The sequence below is a fragment of the Nocardia vulneris genome, assembly GCF_001613425.1.
Classification (GTDB): Bacteria; Actinomycetota; Actinomycetes; order Mycobacteriales; family Mycobacteriaceae; genus Nocardia; species Nocardia vulneris.
In genome coordinates, this window is sequence record NZ_BDCI01000036.1 from 62,669 (window position 1) to 87,139 (window position 24,471).

At 69.3% G+C, this 24,471-nt stretch carries 22 protein-coding genes; 11 read left to right on the top strand and 11 right to left on the bottom strand.

The genetic code is table 11. The features are described 5' to 3' along the window. Positions 1 to 58: 58 nt before the first annotated feature. On the bottom strand, positions 59 to 436 hold the full coding sequence (locus tag NVU01S_RS32170) for a VOC family protein (protein ID WP_043668308.1): 378 nt from the start codon (positions 434 to 436) through the stop codon (positions 59 to 61). A 129-nt stretch (positions 437 to 565) separates the two neighbouring features. Here NVU01S_RS32170 and NVU01S_RS32175 point away from each other — a divergent pair, with 129 nt between their 5' ends. Continuing rightward, complete coding sequence (locus NVU01S_RS32175; RefSeq protein ID WP_043668311.1) at positions 566 to 1,351, top strand: TetR/AcrR family transcriptional regulator; 786 nt, start codon at positions 566 to 568, stop codon at positions 1,349 to 1,351. Positions 1,352 to 1,397: 46 nt separating this feature from the next. Here the strand turns inward: NVU01S_RS32175 and NVU01S_RS32180 are convergent, their stop codons facing one another. Beyond that, complete coding sequence (locus NVU01S_RS32180; protein WP_043668314.1) at positions 1,398 to 2,042, bottom strand: hypothetical protein; 645 nt, start codon at positions 2,040 to 2,042, stop codon at positions 1,398 to 1,400. Positions 2,043 to 2,229: 187 nt separating this feature from the next. Then, positions 2,230 to 2,763 (bottom strand): carboxymuconolactone decarboxylase family protein, encoded by a 534-nt coding sequence (locus NVU01S_RS32185; protein WP_082031983.1) that lies wholly within the window; start codon positions 2,761 to 2,763, stop codon positions 2,230 to 2,232. 309 nt (positions 2,764 to 3,072) lie between these two features. Here NVU01S_RS32185 and NVU01S_RS32190 point away from each other — a divergent pair, with 309 nt between their 5' ends. Both NVU01S_RS32190 and NVU01S_RS32195 read left to right on the top strand, forming a co-directional pair. Next, positions 3,073 to 3,942 (top strand): NERD domain-containing protein, encoded by an 870-nt coding sequence (locus tag NVU01S_RS32190; protein ID WP_043668319.1) that lies wholly within the window; start codon positions 3,073 to 3,075, stop codon positions 3,940 to 3,942. 170 nt (positions 3,943 to 4,112) lie between these two features. Continuing rightward, entirely contained in the window at positions 4,113 to 5,939 is a 1,827-nt protein-coding gene (locus NVU01S_RS32195) for an acyl-CoA dehydrogenase (RefSeq protein WP_043668322.1), read from the top strand. A 70-nt stretch (positions 5,940 to 6,009) separates the two neighbouring features. Here NVU01S_RS32195 and NVU01S_RS32200 read toward each other — a convergent pair whose 3' ends face one another. After that, a complete protein-coding gene (locus NVU01S_RS32200; RefSeq protein ID WP_244467201.1) occupies positions 6,010 to 6,909 on the bottom strand; it encodes a TetR/AcrR family transcriptional regulator in 900 nt (299 codons plus the stop codon). A gap of 75 nt (positions 6,910 to 6,984) precedes the next feature. Between NVU01S_RS32200 and NVU01S_RS32205 the strand changes: the two genes are divergently transcribed. Continuing rightward, positions 6,985 to 8,229 (top strand): MFS transporter, encoded by a 1,245-nt coding sequence (locus NVU01S_RS32205; RefSeq protein ID WP_043668328.1) that lies wholly within the window; start codon positions 6,985 to 6,987, stop codon positions 8,227 to 8,229. A 56-nt stretch (positions 8,230 to 8,285) separates the two neighbouring features. Here the strand turns inward: NVU01S_RS32205 and ramB are convergent, their stop codons facing one another. After that, positions 8,286 to 9,692 carry an acetate metabolism transcriptional regulator RamB gene (gene ramB / locus NVU01S_RS32210; protein ID WP_029895362.1) on the bottom strand — a complete coding sequence of 469 codons (1,407 nt, stop codon included), beginning with the start codon at positions 9,690 to 9,692 and terminating at the stop codon, positions 8,286 to 8,288. 93 nt (positions 9,693 to 9,785) lie between these two features. Between ramB and NVU01S_RS32215 the strand changes: the two genes are divergently transcribed. The 6 genes from NVU01S_RS32215 to NVU01S_RS32240 all read left to right on the top strand — a co-directional run bounded on the left by NVU01S_RS32215 (position 9,786) and on the right by NVU01S_RS32240 (position 15,121). After that, positions 9,786 to 11,297 (top strand): ATP-dependent DNA ligase, encoded by a 1,512-nt coding sequence (locus NVU01S_RS32215; RefSeq protein WP_043668334.1) that lies wholly within the window; start codon positions 9,786 to 9,788, stop codon positions 11,295 to 11,297. A gap of 163 nt (positions 11,298 to 11,460) precedes the next feature. Beyond that, complete coding sequence (locus tag NVU01S_RS32220) at positions 11,461 to 12,696, top strand: lipase family protein (protein WP_043668337.1); 1,236 nt, start codon at positions 11,461 to 11,463, stop codon at positions 12,694 to 12,696. A gap of 113 nt (positions 12,697 to 12,809) precedes the next feature. After that, positions 12,810 to 14,156, top strand: coding sequence for an inorganic phosphate transporter (locus tag NVU01S_RS32225; protein WP_043668340.1), 1,347 nt, complete (start codon positions 12,810 to 12,812; stop codon positions 14,154 to 14,156). A gap of 12 nt (positions 14,157 to 14,168) precedes the next feature. Continuing rightward, positions 14,169 to 14,453: a hypothetical protein gene (locus NVU01S_RS32230; RefSeq protein WP_043668343.1), complete on the top strand. Its 285-nt coding sequence runs from the start codon at positions 14,169 to 14,171 to the stop codon at positions 14,451 to 14,453. 10 nt (positions 14,454 to 14,463) lie between these two features. After that, positions 14,464 to 14,799, top strand: coding sequence for a DUF3349 domain-containing protein (locus tag NVU01S_RS32235; protein ID WP_052280447.1), 336 nt, complete (start codon positions 14,464 to 14,466; stop codon positions 14,797 to 14,799). A gap of 13 nt (positions 14,800 to 14,812) precedes the next feature. Continuing rightward, entirely contained in the window at positions 14,813 to 15,121 is a 309-nt protein-coding gene (locus tag NVU01S_RS32240) for a DUF3349 domain-containing protein (protein WP_043668346.1), read from the top strand. Between the two features lie 242 nt (positions 15,122 to 15,363). On the opposite strand, the gene NVU01S_RS32245 is transcribed toward NVU01S_RS32240, so the two are convergent. After that, entirely contained in the window at positions 15,364 to 16,392 is a 1,029-nt protein-coding gene (locus tag NVU01S_RS32245; RefSeq protein ID WP_043668349.1) for an AraC family transcriptional regulator, read from the bottom strand. Positions 16,393 to 16,621: 229 nt separating this feature from the next. Here NVU01S_RS32245 and NVU01S_RS32250 point away from each other — a divergent pair, with 229 nt between their 5' ends. After that, entirely contained in the window at positions 16,622 to 18,721 is a 2,100-nt protein-coding gene (locus tag NVU01S_RS32250; protein WP_244467202.1) for a CocE/NonD family hydrolase, read from the top strand. Positions 18,722 to 18,976: 255 nt separating this feature from the next. On the opposite strand, the gene NVU01S_RS32255 is transcribed toward NVU01S_RS32250, so the two are convergent. From NVU01S_RS32255 to NVU01S_RS32275, 5 genes are all read right to left on the bottom strand, one after another. Then, a complete protein-coding gene (locus NVU01S_RS32255; protein ID WP_043668353.1) occupies positions 18,977 to 19,801 on the bottom strand; it encodes a class II fructose-bisphosphate aldolase in 825 nt (274 codons plus the stop codon). Between the two features lie 38 nt (positions 19,802 to 19,839). Next, positions 19,840 to 20,793 (bottom strand): hexose kinase, encoded by a 954-nt coding sequence (locus NVU01S_RS32260; protein WP_082031978.1) that lies wholly within the window; start codon positions 20,791 to 20,793, stop codon positions 19,840 to 19,842. Continuing rightward, positions 20,790 to 21,950, bottom strand: a complete 1,161-nt coding sequence (locus NVU01S_RS32265; RefSeq protein WP_043668359.1) for an N-acetylglucosamine-6-phosphate deacetylase — start codon at positions 21,948 to 21,950, stop codon at positions 20,790 to 20,792. The genes NVU01S_RS32260 and NVU01S_RS32265 overlap by 4 nt, the downstream gene beginning before the upstream one ends. A gap of 313 nt (positions 21,951 to 22,263) precedes the next feature. Beyond that, a complete protein-coding gene (locus tag NVU01S_RS32270; RefSeq protein WP_052280448.1) occupies positions 22,264 to 23,409 on the bottom strand; it encodes an ROK family protein in 1,146 nt (381 codons plus the stop codon). 124 nt (positions 23,410 to 23,533) lie between these two features. Beyond that, the gene (locus NVU01S_RS32275) at positions 23,534 to 24,448 is read right to left on the bottom strand and encodes an SIS domain-containing protein (RefSeq protein WP_043668558.1); all 915 of its coding nucleotides are present in this window, start codon (positions 24,446 to 24,448) and stop codon (positions 23,534 to 23,536) included. Positions 24,449 to 24,471 lie beyond the last annotated feature (23 nt).

Sequence of the window (24,471 nt, forward strand, 5' to 3'; positions counted from 1 at the left end):
ATTCGGCCTTGAACGGTGAGCTCTCCCACTTAGAGAGCTCACCGTTCGCGCTAGGTGCTCACACCCACTGCACGAGTTGCAGGATGATGCCGTTCGGGTCGCGCATCTGGAAGTAGCGCTCGCCCCATTCCTCGGTCTCGATCGGCGTCGCGATCGGCACGCCCTCGCCCTGTAGCCGGGCGTACTCGGCGTCGATGTCATCCACCTCGAACACGACGAGCAGTCCCTCGCCCGCGCTGCCCGCGATGCTTGCCGGCTTGAACGATTTCAGGCCGGTGCGCAGGTAGATGACGTTCAGGCCGGCGTCGGGACGCTCGAGGGAGACGAAGCCGTCGGCGGACATCTTCTCGGTGAATCCGAGGTGCTCGATGAGGAATTCCGCCGAAGTACGCGGGTCGGCGACGTTGAGGGAGATGGCGGATGCGGTGATGTTCAAGGGGTCCTCCTCGGGCTCGCGATTAATTCTATACTAAGTACGTTGTACTTTGTAGAAGAATTCCCACCGGGTTGCACTATGACCCGCGTCACGCCGATACGATCGGACCGACCAGGGCGAGGAGGCAGGGTGGCAGACGGCGCGACGCGAGGCCGGGGCAAGCAGGACCGCAGCAGTGCGGGCGATCCCGTGCGCACGCTGGAATTGCTGTGGCGGGTGCCCGGGACTCCGGTGCGCGGTCCGAAGCAGCGCAGCAGCGTCGATGCCGTGGTCGACGCGGCCATCACGATCGCCGACACCGCGGGTATCGAGGCGCTCACCATGCGCGCGGTCGCGACCGAACTCGGCATGACGCCGATGGCGACCTACACCTACGTACCCGGCAAGGCCGAACTGCTCGATCTCATGGTCGACAAGGTCTATGGCGCGATGGCGCGGCCGGACCTGGACGAAATGCCTTGGCGCGCAAGGGTCACCGCGATCGCGGAGGAGAACCGCGCACTGCTCACCCGGCATCCGTGGCTGGCCTACCTGCCCACCACCCGGCCGCCGCTGGGCCCCGGCCAAGCCGCGAAATACGACCACGAACTGCGCGCCTTCGAGGGACTCGGCCTCGACGACGTCACGATGGACGCCTCGCTCACCTTCGTCCTCGGCTTCGTGAACTCCGTAGCGCGCATCGCGATCGACACCGCCCGCGCCGCCGCCGACAGCGCCCTGTCCGACCCGCAGTGGTGGGACCGCGTCGCCCCGGTCCTCGCGCAACTCGTCGACCCGGCCCGCTACCCGGTGGGTTCCCGCGTCGGCACCACCGCAGGCCAAACCCACAACTCCGCCTACAGCGCCGACCACGCCTACGATTTCGGCCTGGCCCGCATCCTCGACAGCCTCGCGGTCCTCATCGAAATCCACTGACGCCGAACACTTTTCTCGGCCACGTTCGGGTTTCGGCGGTGCTGAGCTATCGGGAATTGCCGCCGGTCTCGAGGATCCATCCGGCTGCTTTGTACTTCTCGATCGCCGCCGTCTCGGCACGGAGAATTTCGAGTCGAGCGGGTGCCGAGCGCGGACCACCGTTGTTCCGGTACAGCGGGTCATTGGTGTGCAGGCGAGCCGCGGACTCGACCGCCTGCGCCGCGGCATATGCCTCGCCGTGCGGTCCGAAGCTGAAATAGGTCGCCTCGTCGAAGCCGCCGAGTGCGATGGCGGTCTGCCGCGCGACCGCGGCCGATCCCCATTCCACGTCGGGCAGCAGATGCATGGTGCCTTCGGGGAGGGTCCGCTGCGCGAGTTCGTCGGCTCTGCTGCGTGTGCGCTCCACGAGGCTGTGCAGATTGTCTTCGCTGATCTGGTTGGCCCAGTTGTCTTTTTGGGCGATCGCGTACTCGGCTGCCTCGACCGCGCGATAGACCGCGCTCTCGGCACGTGCGATATCGCAGCGCACGCCGTTGGCGTCGACATCCTGTTCTTCCTCGGCCGTGCAGAGTTGCGGCGCTCCCGCCGGCGCATCGGGAGCCGCCACGGCCACGGGCGTGGCGACCGTAGCCGCGATCAGCGCGACGCCGAGGGCGAACGCCGGCCGTAGTCCGATCCCACCATGTCGCACAGCTGCTCCCCTCGTCGGTTCGGGCCGGGAATTCGGTTCAGCAGAGCCTTCGTCACCGGAGACGGTTCCGGATGGCACTGATTCTCCGGCGCGGATCCGAGTTCGGCGGTGCACCACAGGTCACCGAGGTGTGTCGAGCCGTGCTCGACTGTGCCGGTACGGGCGACAGCACCTGCTGCCGAAGGGCTCAGACTCCGTCGCGTTGGATGCGGAGGGCGGTGATGGTGGACGCGAGACCCTCGTATTGGTTTGCGAGGAGGACGATTTCGATGAGGCTGCGTTCGTCGTAGTGGGTGGCGAGGGCGGACCAGTGGGCGTCGTCGAGGTCGCGGGTCTGCACCAGTTGGTCGACGGCGGCGATCAGGGCGCGATGCTTGTCGGTCCAGCCGGGGGCCTCGGGGCCGGTGCGCAGCCGGTCCAGGATCTCCGGTGTCACGCCCGCTTTTCTGCCGAGGCGGATGTGGTGGTCCATCTCGTAGTCGCAGGCGCGCAGGTGTGCGACCCGGATGATCACCAGCTCCGATTCGTGCCGGGGCAGCCTGCCACCCGGCATGAGCTTGCCCGAATAGTGCAGCCAACCGCGGAACAACCCCTTGGTGCGGCCGAGTGTGCTGAACAGGTGCGCGTCTTCGGTGCCCGCGGCCCGGGACAGGGCCCGCCAGACCACCCAGTTGACCGGCCCGAGTTCCCGCAGCCGTCCGGGCGAAATACGTGGTCGCAGCGCTGAAACCATGGTCGGTCGGCACCTCCGCCAGATCGGTGAGCGGCCGCGCGGTGCCCGGCCGATTCGTCAGCCTACCGGCGAGTTCGCCGCGGATCGAGGGCTGCGCGCCCCGGGCGAGCAAGGTTCGGTGCCGAATTGCCTGCGCACCCTGGGGATTACCCGGTTACGATCGGATTCGTGGGCAGCTGGGCAGCGTGTGGGGGACAGCCGCAGCGCGCCGTGCCTTCGACCGCGGGCCGTCGGCGCAGCGTATGCGGTGGCGCGCGGCGGTAGCCCGGAAGACGTGGAGAGGCGGACGAGCTCGACATGCTGGTGAGGGTCAGGCCCGGGGCGCAGCTCTCCGGTGCCGAACAAGAGTTCGTCGAATGCCTGCGGTCCTATCCGTCGCCCGCCCTCGCGATGGTCGATCTACAGGTCGCCGAGCGGCAGATCGACGCGGTGGTCTGGACGCCCCGCGGGCTCACCGTGCTCGAGGTCAGAGGCTTCCAGCGCAGGCAGAGCGGCATTCTCAACATCTCCGCCGACGGGCCGTGGAAGATCAGCGACGCCGACGCCGACCTGGACGAACAGCCCGGCCGCCCGTCCGACCGGCTGGAGAACGGCATGGTCGCGGTGAAGCACACGCTGGAGCGGGCGCTGCTCGACGCGGGACACGTCTGCGGCGCCGTGGTTCTGGTGCCGTTCCGCGGGGCGGTGGTCCGGCCGTCGCGCACCAATCTGCGCCCCGGCCTCGACGTGGTGGTCGGCAATGTCTCCGATGCCACCGAACTGCGCATCTATCTCGAAGGTTTCTCCGCCGGGCCGCGGCGCTGGACCGCCGACCGGGTGATCGGCGACTGCACCGCGCTCGGCCTCGGCGAGCTCACCCCGTCGCGCGCGGAACTGGTCGACGCGGGCTTCGAACAGGTGGCCCAGGAATCGCCGAGCGTCATTCCGCGCCCGCCCAAGCCGCGGGTCGAGCCGACCCCGGGCGTCGCGACCAAGCGGCAGTCCTATGCGGGGTGGGGCGTCGTCGCGCTGGCGCTCGCCGGGATGGTCGTCGTGCTCGGGGTGATCGCGAACTCGCTGGTGCACGACTCGTCGCACCCGCAGACCGAGACCAGCACCACGAGCCCGACGCCCTCGCCCCCGCCGTATCACCCGACGTCGTGCTACCCGTTCCAGACGGACTGCTGACTCGGACAGCTTTGCGCGATCGCATCGGAAGCGGCTGGTGACCGCGGTGGTGGTTACCGTCTGGTGAACCCTTGGGCGGCGGCACCGTGCTTACGGTTGCGTAGCGTCGCCGCGGTACGGCACGCTGCGTTTGTACAACGTCAGAACGGCCGAACCGTGGGAGGACCGTCGTGGGTCACTACAAGGCGAACGTGCGAGACATCGAGTTCAACCTGTTCGAGGTGCTCGGGCTGGACAAACTCCTCGACACCGGTGCTTACGGTGATCTGGACTCCGAGACCGTGCGCGAGATCCTGGCCGAGGTGAAGCGGCTGGCCGAGGGGCCGATCGCGGAATCCTTCGCGGCCGCCGATCGCGATCCGGTGGTCTTCGATCCGGCCACCCACTCCATCTCGGTGCCGGACGCGCTGCGCAAGACCATCACGGCCGTGCACGAGGCCGACTGGAGCAGGCTCGGGCTGCCCGAGGGCATGGGCGGCACGCCCGCGCCCGCCGCGGTGGTCTGGGCGGTGCAGGAGATGATCAACTGCGCCAACCCGTCGGCGAGCTTCTTCAACATGGGCCCGGTGATGGCCTCGGTGCTCTACAACGTCGGCACCGAACAGCAGCAGCACTGGGCCACCACCGGATACGAGCGCGGGTGGCAGGGCACCATGGTGCTCACCGAGCCGGACGCCGGCTCCGATGTCGGCGCGGGCCGCACCAAGGCGATCGAGCAGCCCGATGGCACCTGGCACATCGAGGGCGTCAAACGGTTCATCTCCGGCGGCGATGTCGGCGACACCGCCGAGAATGTCTTCCACCTGGTCCTCGCCCGTCCGGAAGGGGCGGGCCCGGGAACCAAGGGCCTGTCGCTGTTCTACGTGCCCAAGTTCCTGTTCGATCCCGAAACGCTCGAGCTCGGCGCGCGCAACGGCGTGTACGCGACCAATGTCGAGCACAAGATGGGCCTGAAGTCCTCGCCCACCTGCGAGCTCACCTTCGGCGGCGACGTGCCCGCGGTCGGCTGGCTGGTCGGTGACGTGCACAACGGCATCGCGCAGATGTTCCAGGTGATCGAGAACGCGCGCATGATGGTCGGCATCAAGTCCTCCGGCACGCTGTCCACCGGTTACCTGAACGCGCTCGACTACGCCAAGCAGCGCGTCCAGGGTGCGGATCTCACTCAGATGACCGACAAGGCCGCGCCCCGCGTGACCATCACCCACCACCCGGACGTGCGGCGCTCGCTGGCCCTGCAGAAGGCCTACGCCGAGGGCTTGCGCGCGGTGTACCTGTACACGGCCGCGCATCAGAATGCCGATGTGGCCCAGCTGGTTTCGGGCGCGGACGCGGAATTGGCGCATCGGGTCGACGATCTGCTGCTGCCGATCGTCAAGGGGGTCGGTTCCGAGCGGGCCTACCAGTACCTGACCGAATCGCTGCAGACCTTCGGCGGTTCGGGTTATCTGCAGGACTACCCGATCGAGCAGTACATCCGGGACGCGAAGATCGACTCGCTGTACGAGGGCACCACCGCCATCCAGGCGCAGGACTTCTTCTTCCGCAAGATCATTCGGGACAAGGGTGTGGCGATCGGTCACGTCACCGGTCAGATCGCGGCCTTCCTCGACACCAAGAGCGGGCGCTTCGACACCGAACGTGAGCTGCTGCGTACGGCTTTGGCGGACGTGCAGGCGATGGCGGCCTCGCTCACCGGCTATCTGATGGCGGGACAGCAGGATCCGGCCGAGCTGTACAAGGTCGGTCTCGGCTCGGTGCGCTTCCTGCTCTCGGTCGGCGACCTGCTCATCGGCTGGCGGCTGCTGGTGCAGGCCGAGATCGCGGCGGTCGCGCTGGCCGCCGAGGCATCGGCGAAGGATCGGCCGTTCTATACCGGAAAGGTCGGTGCGGCAAGCTTCTTCGCCAAGAACGTGCTCCCGCAGCTCACGGCGAACAAGGCGATCATCGCCGCGATCGACGACGACATCATGAAGCTGGACGAAGCGGCCTTCTAGGCCGTCATCCACCGGATCGGCCGCATGCCCGAATGGGGATGCGGCCGTTCGCTTTCGCCGGCGATCGCGTTCAGTCGGCGAGCAACTTCAGCACGACGGGTCGCGACAGCGTGCCCGATACCCGGCGGGCGAGCTGGTTGGCGCTCGCACCCGTCGCGTGTGCGTCGCGGAGTGCGGCGGCAAGCTCGTCGCGCGCGGCCGCCGCGGCGGCTTGTGCGGCGCGCAGGCGTTGCGCGGCGCGGTCGACCGCGGCGTCGGGATCGAGGGTGGTCTCGGGGTCGAGGCCGGCGTCGGGATCGAGGTCGGTGGTGTCGCCCCGCGCTCCAATGGTCAACTCGTTGACCGGCTCGGCTTCCGGCTGGACGGCGGGCTCGCGCCGCTGATAGGCGCGCGGGAAGTTCTGCATCGCCGCGCGGGCGAACTCCTGCATGAACTCGCGGGTCGCGTCCCTGTCCTCGGCCGCGTCGCCCAGCAGCAGCCGGGTGGTCTGCGGCACCGCGAGACTCCAGTTGGACATGCCGCAGAGCGCGAGCAGCAGGTGTCCGGCGAAGCGGGCGTCGACGCCGAATTGGTCGATGGCCCTGTCGAATTTCTGCTCGTAGTGCTGGGCCCGCCACCCGTCGATGTCGTGCGCGTCCACCCCGCGGTGCAGTCCCTCCCAGAGCAGCAGTCGCAGCAATTGCGGGTTGTTGTTGTGGTAGTCGAACAGCTTCGCGACGTAGCGGCCGGGATCGGTCTCGGTCAACGGCTGGACCACGTCCATGAATTCCCGCATGGTGTCGATCAAGATGACGTCGAACAGCTTGTCCTTGCTGCCGAACAGGCCGTAGATGCGTTCCTTGTTCACCCCGGCCGCCTCGGCGATGCGGTCGACCCGCGCTCCGGCCAGGCCGTATTCGGCGAATTCGTCGCGGGCGGCGCGCAGCAGCGCCTGCTTTGTGGCGTCGCTGCGCTTCATCGTTGCCGTCATGGGTCCGACTTTACCAGCCGATTAAACCAACTATTTGGTTGACATCGTGGCGGCCGCGGTCCTAATGTCGTCCGCATGGCAACGCAGACACTTCTCGCGGCCGGCGCCCCGGCCACCGCGCCCACCCGTAGCGCCACCCCGCGCGCTCACACGGCGCGCACCCTGCCTGTTTTCGTGCTGTCCGCCTTGCTCGCGACCGGACAGATGTATGTCCCGATTCCCCTGTTCACCGCCATGAAAGCGGACTGGGACGTCGGCTCGGGCGTGATGACCTGGATCATCAGCGCGTTCGCCTTCGGCTACGCGGGCGGGTTCGTGCTGTTCGGCCCGCTCTCGGATCGCTACGGCCACCGCAGGGTGCTGATGACCGGCATGCTCGTCGCCGCGGTGGTCACGCTATTGACCGGTTTGGCGTTCAGTGCGCCGGTGGCGGTCGCGCTGCGCGTCGTCCAGGGCCTGGTCGTCGGCTCGATACCGCCCGCGATCATGGCCTATGTCGCCACCCGCATCACGCCCGCGCACCGCGCGGTGGTGACCATGTCCATCGCCACCTCGTTCCTGGCGGCGACCGTGATCGCGCAGATCGTCTCGCAGGCGGTGGTCGCCTCCTTCCCGTGGCGCTCGGTATTCATCGCCTCCGCAATCGTTTTCGCGGTGCTCGCGGTCGCGCTGCGCAAGGTGATGCTCGAGGACGCCCCCACGGGGCGCGAGCTGCCGCTGCGGCACAGCTACGCCGCGATTCCCGCGGTGTTCCGGCTGCTGCCCCTGGTCCCGATGCTGGTCGCGGGTGCGATGAGCATGGCGGTGATGGTCGGCATCTACACCGGTCTCGAACTCACCGGCGTGGTCGAGAGCTCCGGTGAACTGCTCACGCTGCGGGCGGGCGCACTGCCGGTGATGCTGTTGCTGCCGTTGCTCGCGGTGCCGCTGGCACGCCTGTCCAAGCACAGCCAGATCGTGCTCGGTGTGCTGGTCGCCGCCGCCGCGATGGTCGCGGCCACCTTCGAGGGCAGCCACCTCGCCGTGTTGACCGTGCTGCTCGCCGTGATGGTCGGCGGTCTCGGCGTGATCGCGCCGGCCGTGCTGCAGAGCGCGGGCGAACTCGGCGGTGAATCCCGTGCCGCCGCAATGTCGGTCGCCATGTTCAGCTTTTATGTCGGCGCCACCGTGGGTCCGCTGGTGGCCGCGGCCGCCGCGCCGCACGGGTTCGCTGCCCTGGCCTGGACGCTGGCCGCCCTGCTGGTCGCGGCGCTGGGCATGACGGTGATCGGTCTGGTCCTGCAGCGCCGCGTGCAGGCGAAGGCTGCGGCGCTCGCCTGATCATCGAAAACGCAAGGCCGGCATCGCAATCCAGCGGTGCCGGCCCTGTCGTGCGGCTACTTGAGCACGTAGGGCGAGACCGAGCTGCGGTGCTCGCTGATGTCGAGGACCTTGCCCAGCGGCGGGAACGCGCGCTGCGGGCAGTTGGTGCGGTCGCAGACGCGACAGCCCGCGCCGATGGGGGTGGGCTGGACCTCGTCGAGATCGATGCCGTCGGCGTAGATCACCCGGCCCGCGTGACGCAGTTCGCAGCCGAGACCGATGGCGAAGGTCTTGCTCGGCTGGCCGTAGCGGGTGGCGCGGCGCTCCACCGTGCGGGCCACCCACAGGTACTTGCGGCCGTCGGGCATCTGCGCGATCTGAGTCATGATCTTGCCGGGATAGGCGAAGGTCTCGTAGACGTTCCAGAGCGGACAGGTGCCACCGCTGGCGGAGAAGTGGAAACCGGTGGCGGACTGGCGTTTCGACATATTGCCCGCCCGATCGACCCGGACGAAGGAGAACGGCACCCCGCGCAGTTTCGGTCGCTGCAGCGTCGAGAGCCGGTGGCAGATGGTTTCGTAGCTCTGGGTGAAGAACGCCGACAGCCGCTCGATGTCGTATCGGAAATCCTCCGCGACCTCGTGAAAATGCGTGTACGGCAATACGGTTGCCGCGGCGAAATAGTTCGCCAGCCCGAGCATCGCCAGCTTCTTGGTGTCCTCGGAGGCGAAATTGCCTTCCTCGACCAGCTTTTCGAGCAGCTCGCCGCATTCGAAATAGGCCAGCTCGGCGGCCAGTTTGAAGGTGCGCTGTCCGCCGGACAGGTGCGGGGCGATCTCGAGCCGCTGTGTCTGCTCGTCGTAGCGGTGCAGCACGCCCTCGCCGAGGTCGATCCGCTCGACGATCCGTACGTCGTGCGCGCGCAGGATCCGGGCCACCTCGCTGTGCACGTCGCCGCCGTGGAAGCGGATGCGCGCGGTGAGTTCCTCTGCGGCGGTATCCAATTCGTGGATGTAGTTCTGCCGCTGATAGAAGTAGTCGCGCACCTCCTCGTGCGGCTTGCTGATCGTCGCGCTGCCCGAGCCGTCGGCGAACCGGTCCTCGGTCGCGGCGGCCAACTGGGCGGAGGTGTTGCGGTAGCGGTTGTGCATGTTGACCAGGGCACGCGCCATGCTGGGATGGGCGGACACCATGTCGGCGATCTCCTGGGTGTCGGCCTCGATGCCCAGCTCCTGGTCCATCACGACCTCCTGGAGTTCGGCGATGAGCCGGGTGTCGTCCTGGGAGGAGAAGAAGGTCGCGTCGACGCCGAACACCTCGCTGATCCGCAGCAGCACCGGCACGGTGAGCGGACGCACGTCGTGTTCGATCTGGTTCAGGTAGCTGGCCGAGATCTCCAGCTTCTGGGCAAGCGAGACCTGGCTCAGTCCCCGTTCGGTGCGCAGCTGGCGTAGCCGCGCCCCGACGTAAGTCTTGGCCATTCGTCCAGTTTATGGTCGATTTCGCAACCCTGCCAATGGGGAATTAACAGCAGAGCTGAGCGATTTGTCACAGCGAGGCGCTACCGTCGTCGGGTGTTGTTCTCGCATGTCGTCCAGACTTCGGAGACGGTTCGCGCAACCAGGTCACGGAAAACGAAGATCGCCGCCTTCGCCGAATTGCTGACCACCGCCGGACCGGACGAACTCGCGCCCGTCGTCGCGTGGGTCTCCGGCGAGCTACGTCAAGGACGCATCGGCACCGGCTGGCGCACCCTGGCCGGGCTGGACACGCCCCCGGCTCCCGTTGCGACGCTGACGGTTTCGGCCGTCGACGCGGCGCTGAGCGAGGTGGCCGCGACCTCGGGCACCGGTTCCACGGCGCGCCGCAAGGCGCTGCTGGTGGCGCTGTGGACCGCGGCGACGTCGGAAGAACAGGCCTTTCTGCTGCGGCTGCTGACCGGTGAACTCCGCCAGGGTGCGCTCACCGCGATCGTCAGCGAGGCCGTCGCGGTGGCCGCGGCCGTGCCGGTGGAGCTGGTGCGGCGGGCCTACATGCTGTCGGGCCGGTTGCCGGTCACCGCACTCGCCGCATTGACCGGCGGGGTGGCGGCGCTCAGCGAATTCCGCCTGGAGGTGGGCCGCCCGATCCAGCCGATGCTGGCCGCGCCGGGGGCCTCGCTCGACGAGGCCCTGGCCGAATTCGACGGCAAGGTGAGCGCCGAGATCAAGATGGACGGCGCGCGGATCCAGGTGCATCGCACCGGTTCGCGGGTGTGGGTGTTCACCAGGACGCTGCGCGACATCACGGCCGGGGTGCCGGAATTGGTGGACCTGGTGCGCGGGCTGGACTGCGACAGCGTCGTGCTGGACGGCGAGACGCTGGCGCTCGACGACTCCGGCCGGCCCCGCCCGTTCCAGGAGACGATGAGCCGCTTCGCCGAGGTGAGTTCGACCCGGGAGTTGCTGCTGCATCCGTATTTCTTCGACTGCCTGCACCTGGACGGTCAGGACCTGCTCGACGCGCCGCTGTCCGAACGGCGGGCCGCGCTCACGAAAGTGGCCGGCGAACACAGCATTCCCGCGCTGCTCGAGCCGGACGCGGAGGCGGCCGCCGAGTACTTCGACGGCGCGCTCGCCGCAGGCCATGAGGGCGTGATGATCAAATCGCTGACCGCGCCGTACGCGGCGGGTCGGCGGGGCCGCGCCTGGCAGAAGATCAAGCCGACGCACACCCTGGACCTGCTCGTGCTCGGCGCCGAATGGGGCTACGGCCGCCGCACCGGTTATCTGTCGAACCTGCACCTCGGCGCCCGCGATCCGTACACCGGCGAACCGGTGATGGTCGGCAAGACCTTCAAGGGGCTCACCGACGCGCTCTTGCAGTGGCAGACAGCGGAATTCCCGCGGCACGAACGCACCCGCGACGAACACACCGTCTACCTGTATCCGGAACTGGTGGTGGAGATCGCCCTGGACGGAGTCCAGGTCAGTCCGCGCTACCCCGGTGGCGTGGCGCTGCGCTTCGCACGGGTCGTTCGCTATCGGCCCGACAAAGAGGCCCGCGACGCCGACACCATCGACACCGTGCGGGCGCTGCTGCCCTGAACGGCGGTGCGGCTTCGGCGATTCGGCGCACAGCCGCGCCGACGCGATGCGAAGATGGCGCTGCCACTGCAAATAAGGGCTCCTCAGGGGCGTGGGGTGCGGGCCAGAATGCAGTGGGTTCGGCGGGATGCTGCTTCGGGATCGGGGATGACGGTTGGGTTCGATGGTGTGGCGGCTGCGCGCGCTGGCGCTGGCCGCGGTCGTGGCGGTGAGCGCGGTGCTCGGCACCCTCGCGCACGCGAATCCGATCGATGATCTGCTCTTTCCCTCCAAGAACACCGCTGATGTCATGCCGACGCCGCTGGGTGATCCGTTCTACGTCCCGCCGGCCGGCTTCGAATCCCGCGCTCCGGGCACGGTTCTCGCGTCCCGTCCCGGCGGCACCGGCGTCACGGGTGTCCCGTTGACCTCCACCGAGCTGCTGATCCGCTCGAACGACGCGAAGGATCAGCCGGTGCCCGTGGTCGCCACCCTGCTGATGCCGACCACGCCGTGGACCGGTCCGGGCCCGCGGCCACTGGTCACGCTGAACCCGGCGATCGATTCGCTCGGGCATCAGTGCGCGCCGTCGTACGAGCTGCGGATGGTGTCGAGCAAGTTGTGGATGGCGCAGATCCCGCTGTCCAAAGGTTTCGCGGTGCTGGTGCCCGATCATCAGGGGCCGCGGCAGGCGTACGCGGCGGGTCTGATGGCCGGGCACGCGGTGCTCGACGCGATCCGCGCCGCGGTGCGCACCCCCGAACTCGGCCTGGAACCCGCGGCGCCGACCGCGATCACCGGCTACTCCGGCGGCGCCATCGCCTCCGCCTGGGCCGCGCAGCTGGCGCCGCGCTACGCGCCGGAGCTGAATCTCGTCGGCGTCGCGTTCGGCGGGGTGCCCGCCGATTACGAGATGCTGATCCACACCATGAACGGACGCGACGCCGCCTCCGGGGTCTTCCTCGCCGCGACGCTGGGCCTGGCGCGCGAGTATCCGGAGATGCTCGACCTGATGAACGACAACGGCTGGCGCCTGGCGCGGGTCGGCCGGGACTTCTGCATGGCCGCCGAGGAGTTCGTCGGCTTGGTCGCGCCGATTCCGGTGCAGGCGCTCACCGACGTGCCCGCGCCGACCGAGGTCCCGTTCGTCCGCGAGATCCTGGCGCAGAACCGGCTCGGCGCCCTGCCGCCGACCATTCCGGTGTTCATGTATCACGGCGGGAACGAATGGTGGGTGCCGCTGGCCGGTGCCGAGAACCTGTATCGGGACTGGTGCCGCGGCGGCACACAGGTGGATTTCCAGGTATATCTCGGTGAACATTTCATCGTCAGCACCAGCGGCATTCCTGGTGCATATGCCTGGATCGAGGACCGCATCGCGGGCCGGCCGGTGGCGCCGGGGTGCACCCGATTCGGCTGATGGACGGGGGAATCCGGGCCGATAGAGGACAGGAACCAACTTAACGCACGGCCGACGCGCGGTTAACCGCAACCACCTGGCAATCCTATTGACCCGTACCGCACACTAGAGGCGTGACCGTCGAATTACTGGTTCTTCTGATCGTCATCGTCACAGCACTCGCATTCGATTTCACCAACGGGTTCCACGACACCGCGAATGCCATGGCGACCTCGATCGCCACCGGCGCATTGCGGCCACGCGTCGCGGTCGCCCTGTCGGCGGTGCTCAACCTGGTCGGGGCCTTCCTGTCCGTGGCGGTTGCCGCCACCGTGGCCAAGGGGATCGTCCGGCTCGATGCGGTGCAAGGCCACGACCTGCTCATCATCGTCTTCGCCGGTCTGGTCGGCGGCATCCTCTGGAACTTGATCACCTGGCTGTTCGGCCTGCCGTCGAGTTCCTCGCACGCCTTGTTCGGCGGTCTGATCGGCGCCACCCTGGCCGCGCTCGGCTGGAGCGGAGTGATCTGGGCGGCCGGCTCGGACGGCGTGCTGACCAAGATCATCCTGCCCGCCGTGCTCGCCCCGATCGTGGCGGCGCTGGTCTCCGCCCTGGGTACCTGGCTGGTCTACCGGATCACCAGGGGTTCCGATCCCGGCAAGGTGGAATCGGGCTTCCGCTGGGGCCAGATCGGCTCCGCCTCGCTGGTCTCGCTGGCGCACGGCACCAACGACGCGCAGAAGACGATGGGCGTGATCTTCCTCGCGCTGGTGGCGCACGGCACGCTCACCAAGAACGACGAGATGCCGCTGTGGGTGATGGCCGCGTGTGCGGTCGCCATCGCGCTGGGCACCTACCTCGGCGGCTGGCGGATCATCCGGACGCTCGGCAAGGGCCTGGTGGAGATCGAATCCCCGCAGGGGCTGGCGGCCGAAACGGCGTCGGCGGCCATCATTCTCAGTTCGGCTCACTTCGGGCTGCCGCTGTCGACCACGCAGACCGCGACCGGCTCGATCCTGGGCACCGGCCTCGGCAAGGGCGCCGAGGTGCGCTGGGGCGTGATGGGCCGGATGGTGGTCGCCTGGCTGCTCACACTGCCGCTCGCCGGGGTCGCGGGCGCGCTGTGCTGGGCCATCGCGCATTTCATCGGCGGGCTGCCGGGCGTGCTGGTGGTGTTCGCGATCCTGCTCGGGCTGTCGACGTTGATCTACCTGCGCTCGCGCCGGGATCCGGTGGACACCACCAACGTCAACGAATGGCCGGGCGACACGCCGGGTGGGGCAGGCGATCTCGGGGGTGTTGCGAAGCCGGACGGACCGGCCGCCGTCGCGCCGCAAGCATCGGAAACGCCACAAGCATCCGAAACGCCGCAAGCCTCGCAGGTGCCGCAGGCGGAACGTGCGGCGAGCGCCCCGCAGCCGCCCGCCCGGGACGGGCAGCCGGCCGAGCCCGGTACGCCGAACCGGTCGGCTCAGGTCTAGGGAGGACGCGACGTGCATACGCTCATCACGAATCTGAACTCGCTGTGGAAGGTCATGCTGGCCGGGCTGGTGCTCGGCGCGGGGCTGCCCCTGGTGTTCGCGATCGGGGTACGGTTCTGGTCGGCGGCCGAGACCGTGCCGGCCGATGGTCGTGTGACCCAACGCAATTACCCCGCGCTCGCGGTTGCGTTAGTGTGTTTCGGGCTGATCATCGCGGCGATCGTCACCGGGATCCTCTATACGGCAAAGGCTTTCATCGCCGCCAGGTTCGGTATTCACCTGTTCGGACAGTCCTGAAGGGCGGAACGTGACCGATCAAGCCAAACCCGCGGAACTCCGGCCGAATCTGCTCGGCCGGGTGATCGGCTGGCTGCGTGCCGGCTACCCGCAGGGGATTCCGCATTCCGACTACGTCGCGCTGTTCGCCGTATTGCACCGGCATCTCACCGATTTCGAGGTGGTCGCGATCGCCGAGGAGCTGGCCGCCTCGAACCCGGACAGCGAGATCACGCACGCGGAGATCGAGGACGCCATCGCGCGCGTCGCCAAGGAGCAGCCGGCCGACGGCGACGTGGCGCGCGTCGCCTCGCACCTCGCGGCCGGTGGCTGGCCACTCGCCGACCCGCCCTCCGACTCGGACTGAGCGAGCAGCGTTCATGCCACCCTTCCTGAACGCCATCATCGACTGGCTGCGGGCCGGATATCCGGACGGTGTCCCGGAATCCGACTACATCCCGCTGCTCGCCCTGCTGCGCCGTCGCCTTTCCGAGGACGAGGTGCGCCAGATCGCCGCCGAACTGGCCGGGTCCGGGGACCTGCCCGCGGACAAGACCGATATTCAGGTGATGATCACCAAGGTCACCAACGAGATGCCCTCGGAGGCCGACGTCGCGCGGGTGCAGACGCGGCTGGCCGCGCACGCCTGGCCGCAGGACGGCTCCGCGTCGTCGGTCGACGACCGCTGAGCTGCCCTGCCGCACAGCGGCTTTCGTCGTCTGCGCGCACTGACCCGGGCCGGACCTGGCCCCGGGTCGCGTGCTCCACAGCCGATTCCCAGCTGCACCGGGGCGACCCTCGAGGTGCGTCGGTCAAGCTGAGTCGGCCGGAATCCCAAGCCTTCCGGCAACTCTGGTGGGCCTACTGCCCTGGCACACCAGCCCGCCGGCCGGCGGCGCTCGCCCCTCGCCCGCGCCGCCGGCCGCGCACTTCACCGATCGGGTCGTACGCGCTCGCGGGCCGCGGTGCGGATGCGCTGGGGCGTGGTGCCGTACCAGCGGCGCACGACGCGGGTCAGCGCGGATTGCTCGCGCAGCCCGACCAGCGCGGTGATGCGACCCATGGACAGGTCGGTCTCGCAGAGCAGGCGGTAGGCCGCGTCGCGGCGGGCGGTGTCGAGGATCGCGGTGAATGTCGTTCCCTCCGCGGCCAATGCGCGTTGCAGACTGCGTGCGCCGATGGTCAGCATGTCCGCGACGGTGGCGATATCGGCGGTGGATGCGGCGAGGGCGCGGTCGACGGCCAAGCGGACCCGGGCGGTCATGGTCTGGTCGAGTTCGGAGTAGTTGCGCGCGAGGTAGTCCATCGCGAGCTTGTGCAGCATCGGATCGCGACCGACCAGGGGGCGCACGAGCAACTCCGCCGGGAAGCGGAACAGGGTCGTCGGCATGTCGAATCGCACTTCGGCGCCGAAGAATTCGAGGTAGCGCGGCAGCGGTGCGCGCTGGGCGTGTGGCAGATGCACAGCCCGCAGCCCGTATTCGCCGCCGACCCCGTGCCGCAGATACCGGTGCACCAGTCCGGCCCCATGGTCGATGCCTTGACCGAGCGGGGTCGTCTCGGCCAGATCGCGGTAGTGCAGGGCCAGCATGCCGCGCTGCTGTTCCGGGTCCGGGCGCAGCTGGATCGAGAGCCCGGCGTGCTGGATGAACAGATACCGCTGCAGGCAGGCCAGGGCTGCGCCCACGGTGTCGGCGTTGAGCAGCGCGACCGCGAGGGGACCGAGCACATCGAGGTCCTGAGCGGCGGCCAGGCGCAGACCGAAGTCTGGGCAAGCCAATTCGGTGGCCGCGATCTCCAGGGCCCAGGCCATGGATTCGGCGGTCAGGATCGCGTCGTCGGAATCAGGGGCCTCCGGCGCGATTCCTAAACGACGCAGCAGCGCGGTGCCGTCGCCGCCGAGTTCGTCGACCAGCCGGCGATAGCCGCGTAACCCGGCCGCCCGCGCCATGATCGCCATCTGCTTCCTCCACCGTCCGGCCGCAAATCTGTCCAGCCGGTTCGCAGGGTAGCGAGCGGCCCGGCCCGGCGACAAGACGCCCGCGCGTTGTCTGGGTTGCCTGACTCGCTCTCCACCAGGGGAAATGTCCGCGCACTCGACGGATGCCCGGGGCGTCTGTCGCCCTCGGGTAAAACGATGTCGCCTAGGGACGAGTCGTGGTTACCGGCCGGTAGCAACAATCTGGCCCATGGAACGAATGAGAGACGGGACACATCGGAAGCGGTTCGTGATGCGGAGCATGGCGGTGGCAGCGGTGGTCCTGGCGGGCGCACCATTCCTGACCACGGCCGCCTTCGGTGAGCCGGTCGGGGGCTTCACCGGAATCGACGGTGGCGCACGTGCCGCGCAATGGACCGCGGCGGTGGACGGGCCACAGCCCTACAACGGGATCAGCCCCGATCTCGCGGTGCCGATCACGATGAGCGACGGCAAGGTGCTCAAGGCCGACATCATCCATCCGGCGCGCGACGGCCGCCTCGCCGACGGTCGCCGACCGGTGATCCTGCAGATGCAGGGCTACGGCAAACTGCCGATCCTGGTCGGGCAGGCGGTGCTGGCCTCGGCGGACGGGCTGGGCATCAAGAAGCCGCTGGAGGCTTGGCTCGCCTCGATCAATCTGCCCGGCGTCGGGATCGACGGCCTGTTCGATATGACCCGCCAGCTCGATGGCGGCGCACTGGAGGCCGCCATACAGGACTGGGCGCTGACCGAAGCCGGCTACACCCTGGTGCAGGTCGACATGCGCGGTACCGGCACTTCCGAAGGCACCTGGCAGGTCTTCGGCGAACGGGAGAAGCAGGATTCGGCCGAGGTGATCGACTGGATCACCCGGCAGTCCTGGAGCGACGGCACGGTGGGCACCATGGGCGTCTCGTTCACCGGGATCTCCGCGATCGAGGCCACCGATCGGCGGCCGCCGGGGCTGAAGGCGGTGTTCGCCTACGAACCCAGCGCCGACATCTTCACCGATATCGCCGGTCCGGGCGGCGCGGTGGGCGTCGGCTTCCTGGTGCCGTGGCTGGTGGGTGTCAACGCGCTCAAGATGATTCCCGACGTCACCGCGCTCGCCGTCGGAAAGTTCGATCCCGCACAGCAATTGCAGTGGTTGAAGGACCGCATCGCCGACCCGCTGACCCTGGTCGACATGGTGGCCAACGGTTACACGGCGTTGTCGCCGGACCAGCTCACCCCGCGGACCCGGGAGCTGGTGGACCCGAATTCGCCGTTCCGGCAGGGGTTGAAGGCCAAGGTCGACAACATCCGGGTGCCGCTGTTCATGGTGGGTGCCTGGTTCGACATCTTCGGCACCACACCGACCGACACGTTCGACAAGATCCCGCTGTCCACGGAGCAGAAGAAGCTGATCATGGGCGACGGCTACCACATCGGTTCCGGGGTGGGCGGATTCGGGCATCCCGGCATGCCGCCGCGACTGGATGTGTTGCAGCGCGCCTGGTTCGACCACTGGCTGCGCGGAATCGACAACGGCATCGAGGAATACGCGCCGATCGTGGTCAAGCAGCAGGGCGGGGGCTGGACGGACCTGTCGGAATTCCCACGCACCGAGGCGACCTATCGGCGCGTGTACTTCAACGACGTGCCCTCGGGCACCGCCGCGGCCTCGGTCTACGACGGCGGTCTCGCGGAAAGCCCGCGGCAGGGTGCGACTCGCGACCTGACGGTCGCGCCGGGTCTGCTGAGCCTGTGCGGCCGGGACTCGGCCCGGATCACCGCGGGCATCACCGCGATCCTGGACGCGTGCGGCAACGACTCGCGCGTATGGGAGCACGACGGTTTGAGTTTCACCAGCAGCCCGGTCGCCGAGGCGACCACCATCTCGGGCCCGATCAGCGTGCACCTCAACGTGACCCACGAGGCGGCCGACGGCTACTGGGTGACGACGATCAACGATGTGGCGCCCGACGGCACGTCCCGGGAGATCGCCACCGGGCAGCTGGTCTCCTCGCTGCGCCAGATCGACGAGGCCGCCAGCAAGAAGTCTGCGAACGGCGACTACACCGCGCCGCAATACTTCTTGGATCTGGACCGGCGGCAGCAGACCGTGCCAGGGGAGCCGGTCGCGCTGGATGTCGCCGTGACGCCGATCGACGCGGTATTGCAGCCCGGGCACCGGTTGCGGGTGGACGTGTACGCCAGCAACTTCCCGAAGGGTCTGCCGCCTGCCCCCTTCCTGGTCGATTCCGGCCTCCGTCCGCAGCATCTGCGCCTCGATCCGGAGGCCCCGAGCTGGGTCAACATCGCGCTGACCGCCCCGATCCCCGACTAGGGCGGGTCGTATGGGTTCCTAACGGAATCTCAGGTGCGTCAGGGGAAGCGTTCAGGTGGGTCGGGCAGTGTGGACGGTGTTGGTGGATCGGCTGCCCCGATGCACCCCTCCCCGAGCGGTCGGCGGCGGTAATCCTGCTGCCGCCGGCCGCCCTCTCCCGGGGGACCGAGCTTCGGTGGACCGCATGGGAACGGTTCACCCTTCCCAGCGGTCGGCGGCGTGGAAGTTGGCGCCGCCGACTGCGCCTTTTCCAGGTCAGGCCAAGAGCTGCAGGAAGCGCGTGACTTCGTGCTGTACCGCCGCGCGCCCGGGGCCCAGGTATTTGCGCGGATCGGACAGGGCGGGATCGGCCGCCAGGGCCGTGCGGACCGCCTCGGTCATCAGGACATTGAGCCGGGTCGCGATGTTGACCTTGGTGATGCCGTGCTCGACCGCCGCGCGCAGCCCGTCGTCGGAGACGCCGGAGGAGCCGTGCAGGACCAGGGGGACCGGCACTTTGGCCGCGAGCCGGGCGATCAATTCGTGGTCGAGGGTCGCGGTGCGCGTGTGCATGGCGTGCGACGAGCCCACCGCGACGGCCAGCGCGTCGACGCCGGTGGCGGCGACGAACTCGACGGCCTCGTCCGGATCGGTGCGGACGCCGGGGGCGTGCGCACCGTCCTTCCCGCCGACCTCGCCGAGTTCGGCTTCGACGTGCACGCCGCGCTCGTGGCACCAGCGGGTGATCTCGGCGGTGCTCGCCACGTTGGCGGCGTAGTCCAGGGTGGAGCCGTCGTACATCACCGAGCCGACGCCGAGTTCGACCGCGGCCCGCACCAATGCCGGATCGGTCGCGTGGTCGAGGTGCACCGCGATGGCGGCGCTGCTGTCGGCCGCGACCCGCAAACAGGCGAGGGCCAGCGGCGCGAGGCCGCCGTGATAGCTCGCCGTGTTTTCCGAAAGCTGGAGCACCACAGGTCGTTTCGCCGCTTCCGCGGCCGCCGCGATGGCCTCCGCGTGCTCCAGCACGATCACGTTGAACGCCCCGAGCCCGCCGGGCGCGGCGGTGGTGACCAACTCGGAAACAGGCGTCAGCGGCATCGATATCTCTTTCTGCGGGGCTCAGGCCGCCGCGGCGCTCACGCCGTCGGCTCCTGGGCGGTGGGTAGGTCGAGCCGGGTGACTCGGACGGTCGGGGCGATGCGGGTGCGCAGGCAGCGATCGATCTCGCCGGCCACCGGGATGACCACGGCGGCGGCGGAGGTGGCCACCGCGTCGGTGAGAATGGTCGGCCAGTCGGGGACCTCGTCGGCGGTGAGCGCGGCGATCACCGCGGCGGTGGCGGAATCGCCCGCACCCGTGGGATTTCCGGCCAGCGGTTCGGGCAGCGCGGCGAACCAGGCGCCCTCGGCGGTGACCGCGACCATGCCGTCGGCGCCGCGGGTGGCGATCACCGCCCGCACCCCGCTCTCGATCAGCGGGTACGCGGCGGTGACGACCTCTTCGGCGGTGGCCGGTTTGACGCCGGTGAGCCGGTGCAGTTCGTCGCCGTTGGGCATCAGGACCACGCCGGGGACCTGGGCGGCCAGGCGCAAGGCCTCGCCGTCCACATCGCAGATGGTCGGCACGTCGGCGGCGATGGCGCCGCGGGCGATCTCGGCGGGCAGCGTCGCCGCGATACCGCCGGGCAGCGAGCCGGAGATGACCAGGCCGTCGATATCGGGCAGCATGCCGGTGACCCGGACCGCGAGCTGTTCGGCGGCGTGTGGGTTGGAGACCCGGGCGCCGGGCTCCCACAGGGCGGTGGCGGTGCCGTCCTCGGATTCGCTGATCACCACGGTGCGCCGGACCCAGGGCAGCGCGTGCACGAAATCGACCGGCATCTCCAGCTCGGCGGCGGCCGCGAATGCGTGATCGGCGAAACCGGTTGCCCGCGCATACTTCCCGAGCTGGTTGAGCACCCGGGTGACGTTGATGCCCTTGCCGCCGATGCGTTGCTCGACGGAACGGACCCGGTGCGCCTGGCCGCGTTCGAAGTGCTCGACCCGGTAGGTCATGTCGTAGGCGGGGTTCATGGTCACGGTAAGGATCACGACAACCACTGTCCTCGCCTGAGCACCCGATGCAAATGGAGATTGTCACCGACTATCAACAGGTCGGCGAAATATCCCGCGCGCAGGTCACCGACGTCGGCGAGGCCGAGCGCCGCGGCGGGCGTCGCGGTGGCGGCGCGGACCGCGGCCTCGAGCGGCACCCCGGATTCGCGGACCGCCCGCGCGACACAGTCGAGCAGGGTGCTGATGCCGCCCGCCAGCGACCCGTTCGCGATGCGGGCCACGCCTCGGCGCACGGTGACCGACTGCGGGCCGAGCTGATACTCGCCGTCCGAGAGTCCCGCCGCCTGCATCGCGTCGGTGATCAGCGCGACCCGGGTGGGCGCGGTCGCGAAGACCAGCGCGGCGAACCCGGGATCGACGTGCACACCGTCACCGATCAGCTCGACGATCGCGTGCCCGGCCGCGGCCGCCACGAGACCCGCCCCGACCGGTCCCGGTGCGCGATGGTGCAGCGGCGGCATGCCGTTCGCCAGGTGGGTCACCACGCTGCCGAAGCCGGTGGGCCGCAAGGCCTTCAGGAACGACGAGAAGTCGGCGTTGCTGTGGCCGAGCGCGACCACCACGCCGTGCTCGGTGAGCCGCTGCGCGACCGCGTCATAGCCGGAACGTTCCGGTGCGAGCGTCATCATCCGCAACGCGCCGCCGCCGGCTCGCAGCAGCTGGTCGGTCAGCTCGAGGTCGGGGTCGCGCAGGAACCGCGGATCCTGCGCCCCGCAGCGGGCCTCGGACAGGAACGGGCCCTCGGCGTGGATGCCGCCGAGCACGCCGTCCTCGGCCAGTCCGCGCAGCATCGCGGTCTGCGCCACCATGTCCGCGGCGGCCGCGGTCACGATGCTCGCGACCACGGTCGTGGACCCGCTCGCGTGGTGGAAAGCCGCGGCGGCCCGCGCCTCGGCCGTGTCGACGGAGTCGAACCGATGCCCGAGCCCGCCGTGATTGTGGATGTCGATCAGTCCGGGCAGCAGCGTGCCCGCGAACTCCGGTTCCGCCGACCCCGGATGTGCCGCAACCCATTCCGGATAGGGCACGACCGCACTGATCCGATCGCCGACAATCGAGACGACACCGTCGTCCCACTGAGCGGACGCGCACACCACGCGCCCACGAATAGCCAATTCCGTACCCGGACTCATAGGAACACCCTATTGGCGCGCTGGTCGCGGGCCGCAACGGTGACGATCGGTCGATACCGGCAGCTTCGGGCCGCGGGCGTGCGGCGGCCCGCGGCAGGTATCGCTCGTGCTGCCGGACGGTCGTGGGGCGCACCGGTGACCAGTGGTCCATGCCATGGTCGATCCGGCGCTTGGTGCCCGTCAATCTGGGGCGGGTACCCAGTTGGGTGGAAGGCGGCAGGGCCCGCACCGGCAGCCCGGGCGTGCCGCGACGGGCCGACGGCGACCCGGCGGGGACTCGCGGACGGGCGGGCCGCGGTGGGGGCCACCGGGCTCATGCCAGCGCCCCCTGGCGGGCGAACAACGCGGCGCCCATCAGGCCGGCGCGGGCGCCGTATTCGCCGAGTACGACATGCGGGGCGGGTACCAGGCGGAGGCGGTCGGCGATGGCCTGGTGCAGCGGGTCGGTGAGGGCCGCGCCCGCACCGGCGAGCCCGCCGCCGAGGATGATCAGCTCCGGACAGGCCGCGTGCACGATGCCGATCAGTCCGTCGGCCAGCGCGTCCACCGCGTCCACGAGCACGGCTTTGGCATCGGGGTCGGTCTCGACCAGCGCGAAAACCTCTGCCGCGCCTGTGATTTCGCGACCGGTGCGGCGGGTGTAGGCGCGGGCGATCGACGCGCCGGAGGCCACGGTCTCCACGCATCCGGTGTTGCCGCACGGGCAGGGCAGCCCGTCCGGGCGCACCGGGATGTGCCCGTATTCGCCGACCTGGCCGTAGCTGCTGCGCACCAGGTGCCCGCCGACGGACAGCGTGCCGGAGATGCCGGTGCCCAGGATGACGACGCAGACGTTGTCGTGCCCGCGGCCCGCGCCGAAGCGCCATTCGGCCCAACCCGCCACGGCGACATCGTGTTCGATGAGCACCGGGATGCCCCAGCGGTCGCGGAACCGGTCGCCGATGTGCACGTCCCGCCAGCCGACATTGCTGCTGAACACCGCGATCGAGCGGACGGAATCGACGATCCCGGGCAGGACCACAGCCGCGCGACGCACCCGATCCCGTTGGGCCGCGGTCACTTCGGCCAGCAGGTGATCGCCGAGCGCGCCCATTGCCTCGAACGCCGCCTCGCCCTGCGGCGTGGCCACGGTCGCGACGGCGAGCACTTCGCCTGCGTGGTCGGTGATTTCGCCCTTGATCGTGGTGCCGCCGACGTCCAGCCCGAGGACCAGTGCGTCGTCGGGCAACGGGGCAGGCCGCGCAGGTGCCGCGGTCTGCCCCGTCGACGGGCTGCCAGGACGAGCCGTCGCGGTCGGCCCGGCAGCGCCGATCGCGGGCCTGGCGGCACCGGCCGAGGGCGTCGTGCTGTTCGCAGCGGCGCCCGCGCCCACCTCGGCCGCGGTAGCGGCCTGGTCGGACGATCCGGCCGCGGCATGGCCGGGCCGGTCTGTGCTCTTCGGGTCGTGCTCGGCTGACATGCTTCGCACACTAGGCCCTGTCCCGAAGTCCGGCCGGACTTCGGGACAGGGCTTGGTTCCCGGTGCCGGTGGCGGCGTCGATACCGACGCCGCGGTCTGCTCGGGGCTCACCGAACCGGATCCCTCACTGGTCCAGGACGACCGAGCGGTTGAGGCCACGCGGGTGGTCGGGGTCGAGCCCGAGGTCGGCCGCGCGCAGGATGCACAGCTGGTGCACGCGCACCAGATCGGCCATCGGGTCGATGTCGCGGTGCTCGAAGTGCGCACCGGTGCTCGCGATATCGGCGGCGAAGTTCGGCACCAGCGGGCCGAACGCCCAGACCGCGCGACCGGGGGCGGAGATGGCGATCGGGCCGTGCCGGTATTCGGTGGACAGGTAGGACTCGGTCCAGGACTGGCAGGATTCGCGCAGCTTGAGGCCGGATTCCTCGGCGATGGCGGCGGCGAAGCCCATGCCGACGAAGCTGATCTGCTCGGCGTGGCGGACGTGCGCCAGCGACACCGTCGGGTCCTCGGCCAGCACGGCCCGGGCCTGGGCGATCACGGGCTCGAGGTCCTCGCCGAAGTGCCAGCGCAGGATGGCCAGCGTGGTGGTGGCGAAGCGGGTCTGCACCACCGATTCCTCGTCGACCTCGTCGATCAGGATCGGGTCGCCCAGTTCGAGCACGGGGGTGTCCGGGCTGGAGCAGATGACGGTGCGGGGGACGTCCGCGGGCAGCTCGCGCATCGCGTTGACCACCTCGGTGGTGGTGCCGGAGCGGCAGATCACCAGATAGCGGTCGTACTCGCGGCCGGAGCGGACCTCGCTGGCGGGCCAGGCGTCGGTCAGACCGTGGCCGGCTCGCTCGCGCAGGGCCGCGATCGCTTTGGACATGAACAAGGATGTGCCGCAACCGATCACGGCGACTCGCTCGCCCTTTTGGGGGAGGATCTCGCGGTGTTCGGCGGCGATCGTTTCGGCGCGCGCCCAGTCGTCAGGCTGGGTGGCGACCTCTTTGGCCAGGTGGGTGGCGGGCGTGGGTTCGGCTGAGATCGACACAACAACAGAATCCGCCCGGTGAT

What these genes read in the sequence shown, in the direction of transcription:
- NVU01S_RS32190 (WP_043668319.1), top strand. Translation starts at nt 3,073, where the DNA reads ATGCTGGTGAGGGTCAGGCCCGGGGCGCAGCTCTCCGGTGCCGAACAA.
- NVU01S_RS32200 (WP_244467201.1), bottom strand. Translation starts at nt 6,909, where the DNA reads ATGACGGCAACGATGAAGCGCAGCGACGCCACAAAGCAGGCGCTGCTG.
- NVU01S_RS32205 (WP_043668328.1), top strand. Translation starts at nt 6,985, where the DNA reads ATGGCAACGCAGACACTTCTCGCGGCCGGCGCCCCGGCCACCGCGCCC.
- ramB (WP_029895362.1), bottom strand. Translation starts at nt 9,692, where the DNA reads ATGGCCAAGACTTACGTCGGGGCGCGGCTACGCCAGCTGCGCACCGAA.
- NVU01S_RS32220 (WP_043668337.1), top strand. Translation starts at nt 11,461, where the DNA reads ATGGTGTGGCGGCTGCGCGCGCTGGCGCTGGCCGCGGTCGTGGCGGTG.
- NVU01S_RS32240 (WP_043668346.1), top strand. Translation starts at nt 14,813, where the DNA reads ATGCCACCCTTCCTGAACGCCATCATCGACTGGCTGCGGGCCGGATAT.
- NVU01S_RS32245 (WP_043668349.1), bottom strand. Translation starts at nt 16,392, where the DNA reads ATGGCGATCATGGCGCGGGCGGCCGGGTTACGCGGCTATCGCCGGCTG.
- NVU01S_RS32250 (WP_244467202.1), top strand. Translation starts at nt 16,622, where the DNA reads ATGGAACGAATGAGAGACGGGACACATCGGAAGCGGTTCGTGATGCGG.
- NVU01S_RS32255 (WP_043668353.1), bottom strand. Translation starts at nt 19,801, where the DNA reads ATGCCGCTGACGCCTGTTTCCGAGTTGGTCACCACCGCCGCGCCCGGC.
- NVU01S_RS32265 (WP_043668359.1), bottom strand. Translation starts at nt 21,950, where the DNA reads ATGAGTCCGGGTACGGAATTGGCTATTCGTGGGCGCGTGGTGTGCGCG.
- NVU01S_RS32270 (WP_052280448.1), bottom strand. Translation starts at nt 23,409, where the DNA reads ATGTCAGCCGAGCACGACCCGAAGAGCACAGACCGGCCCGGCCATGCC.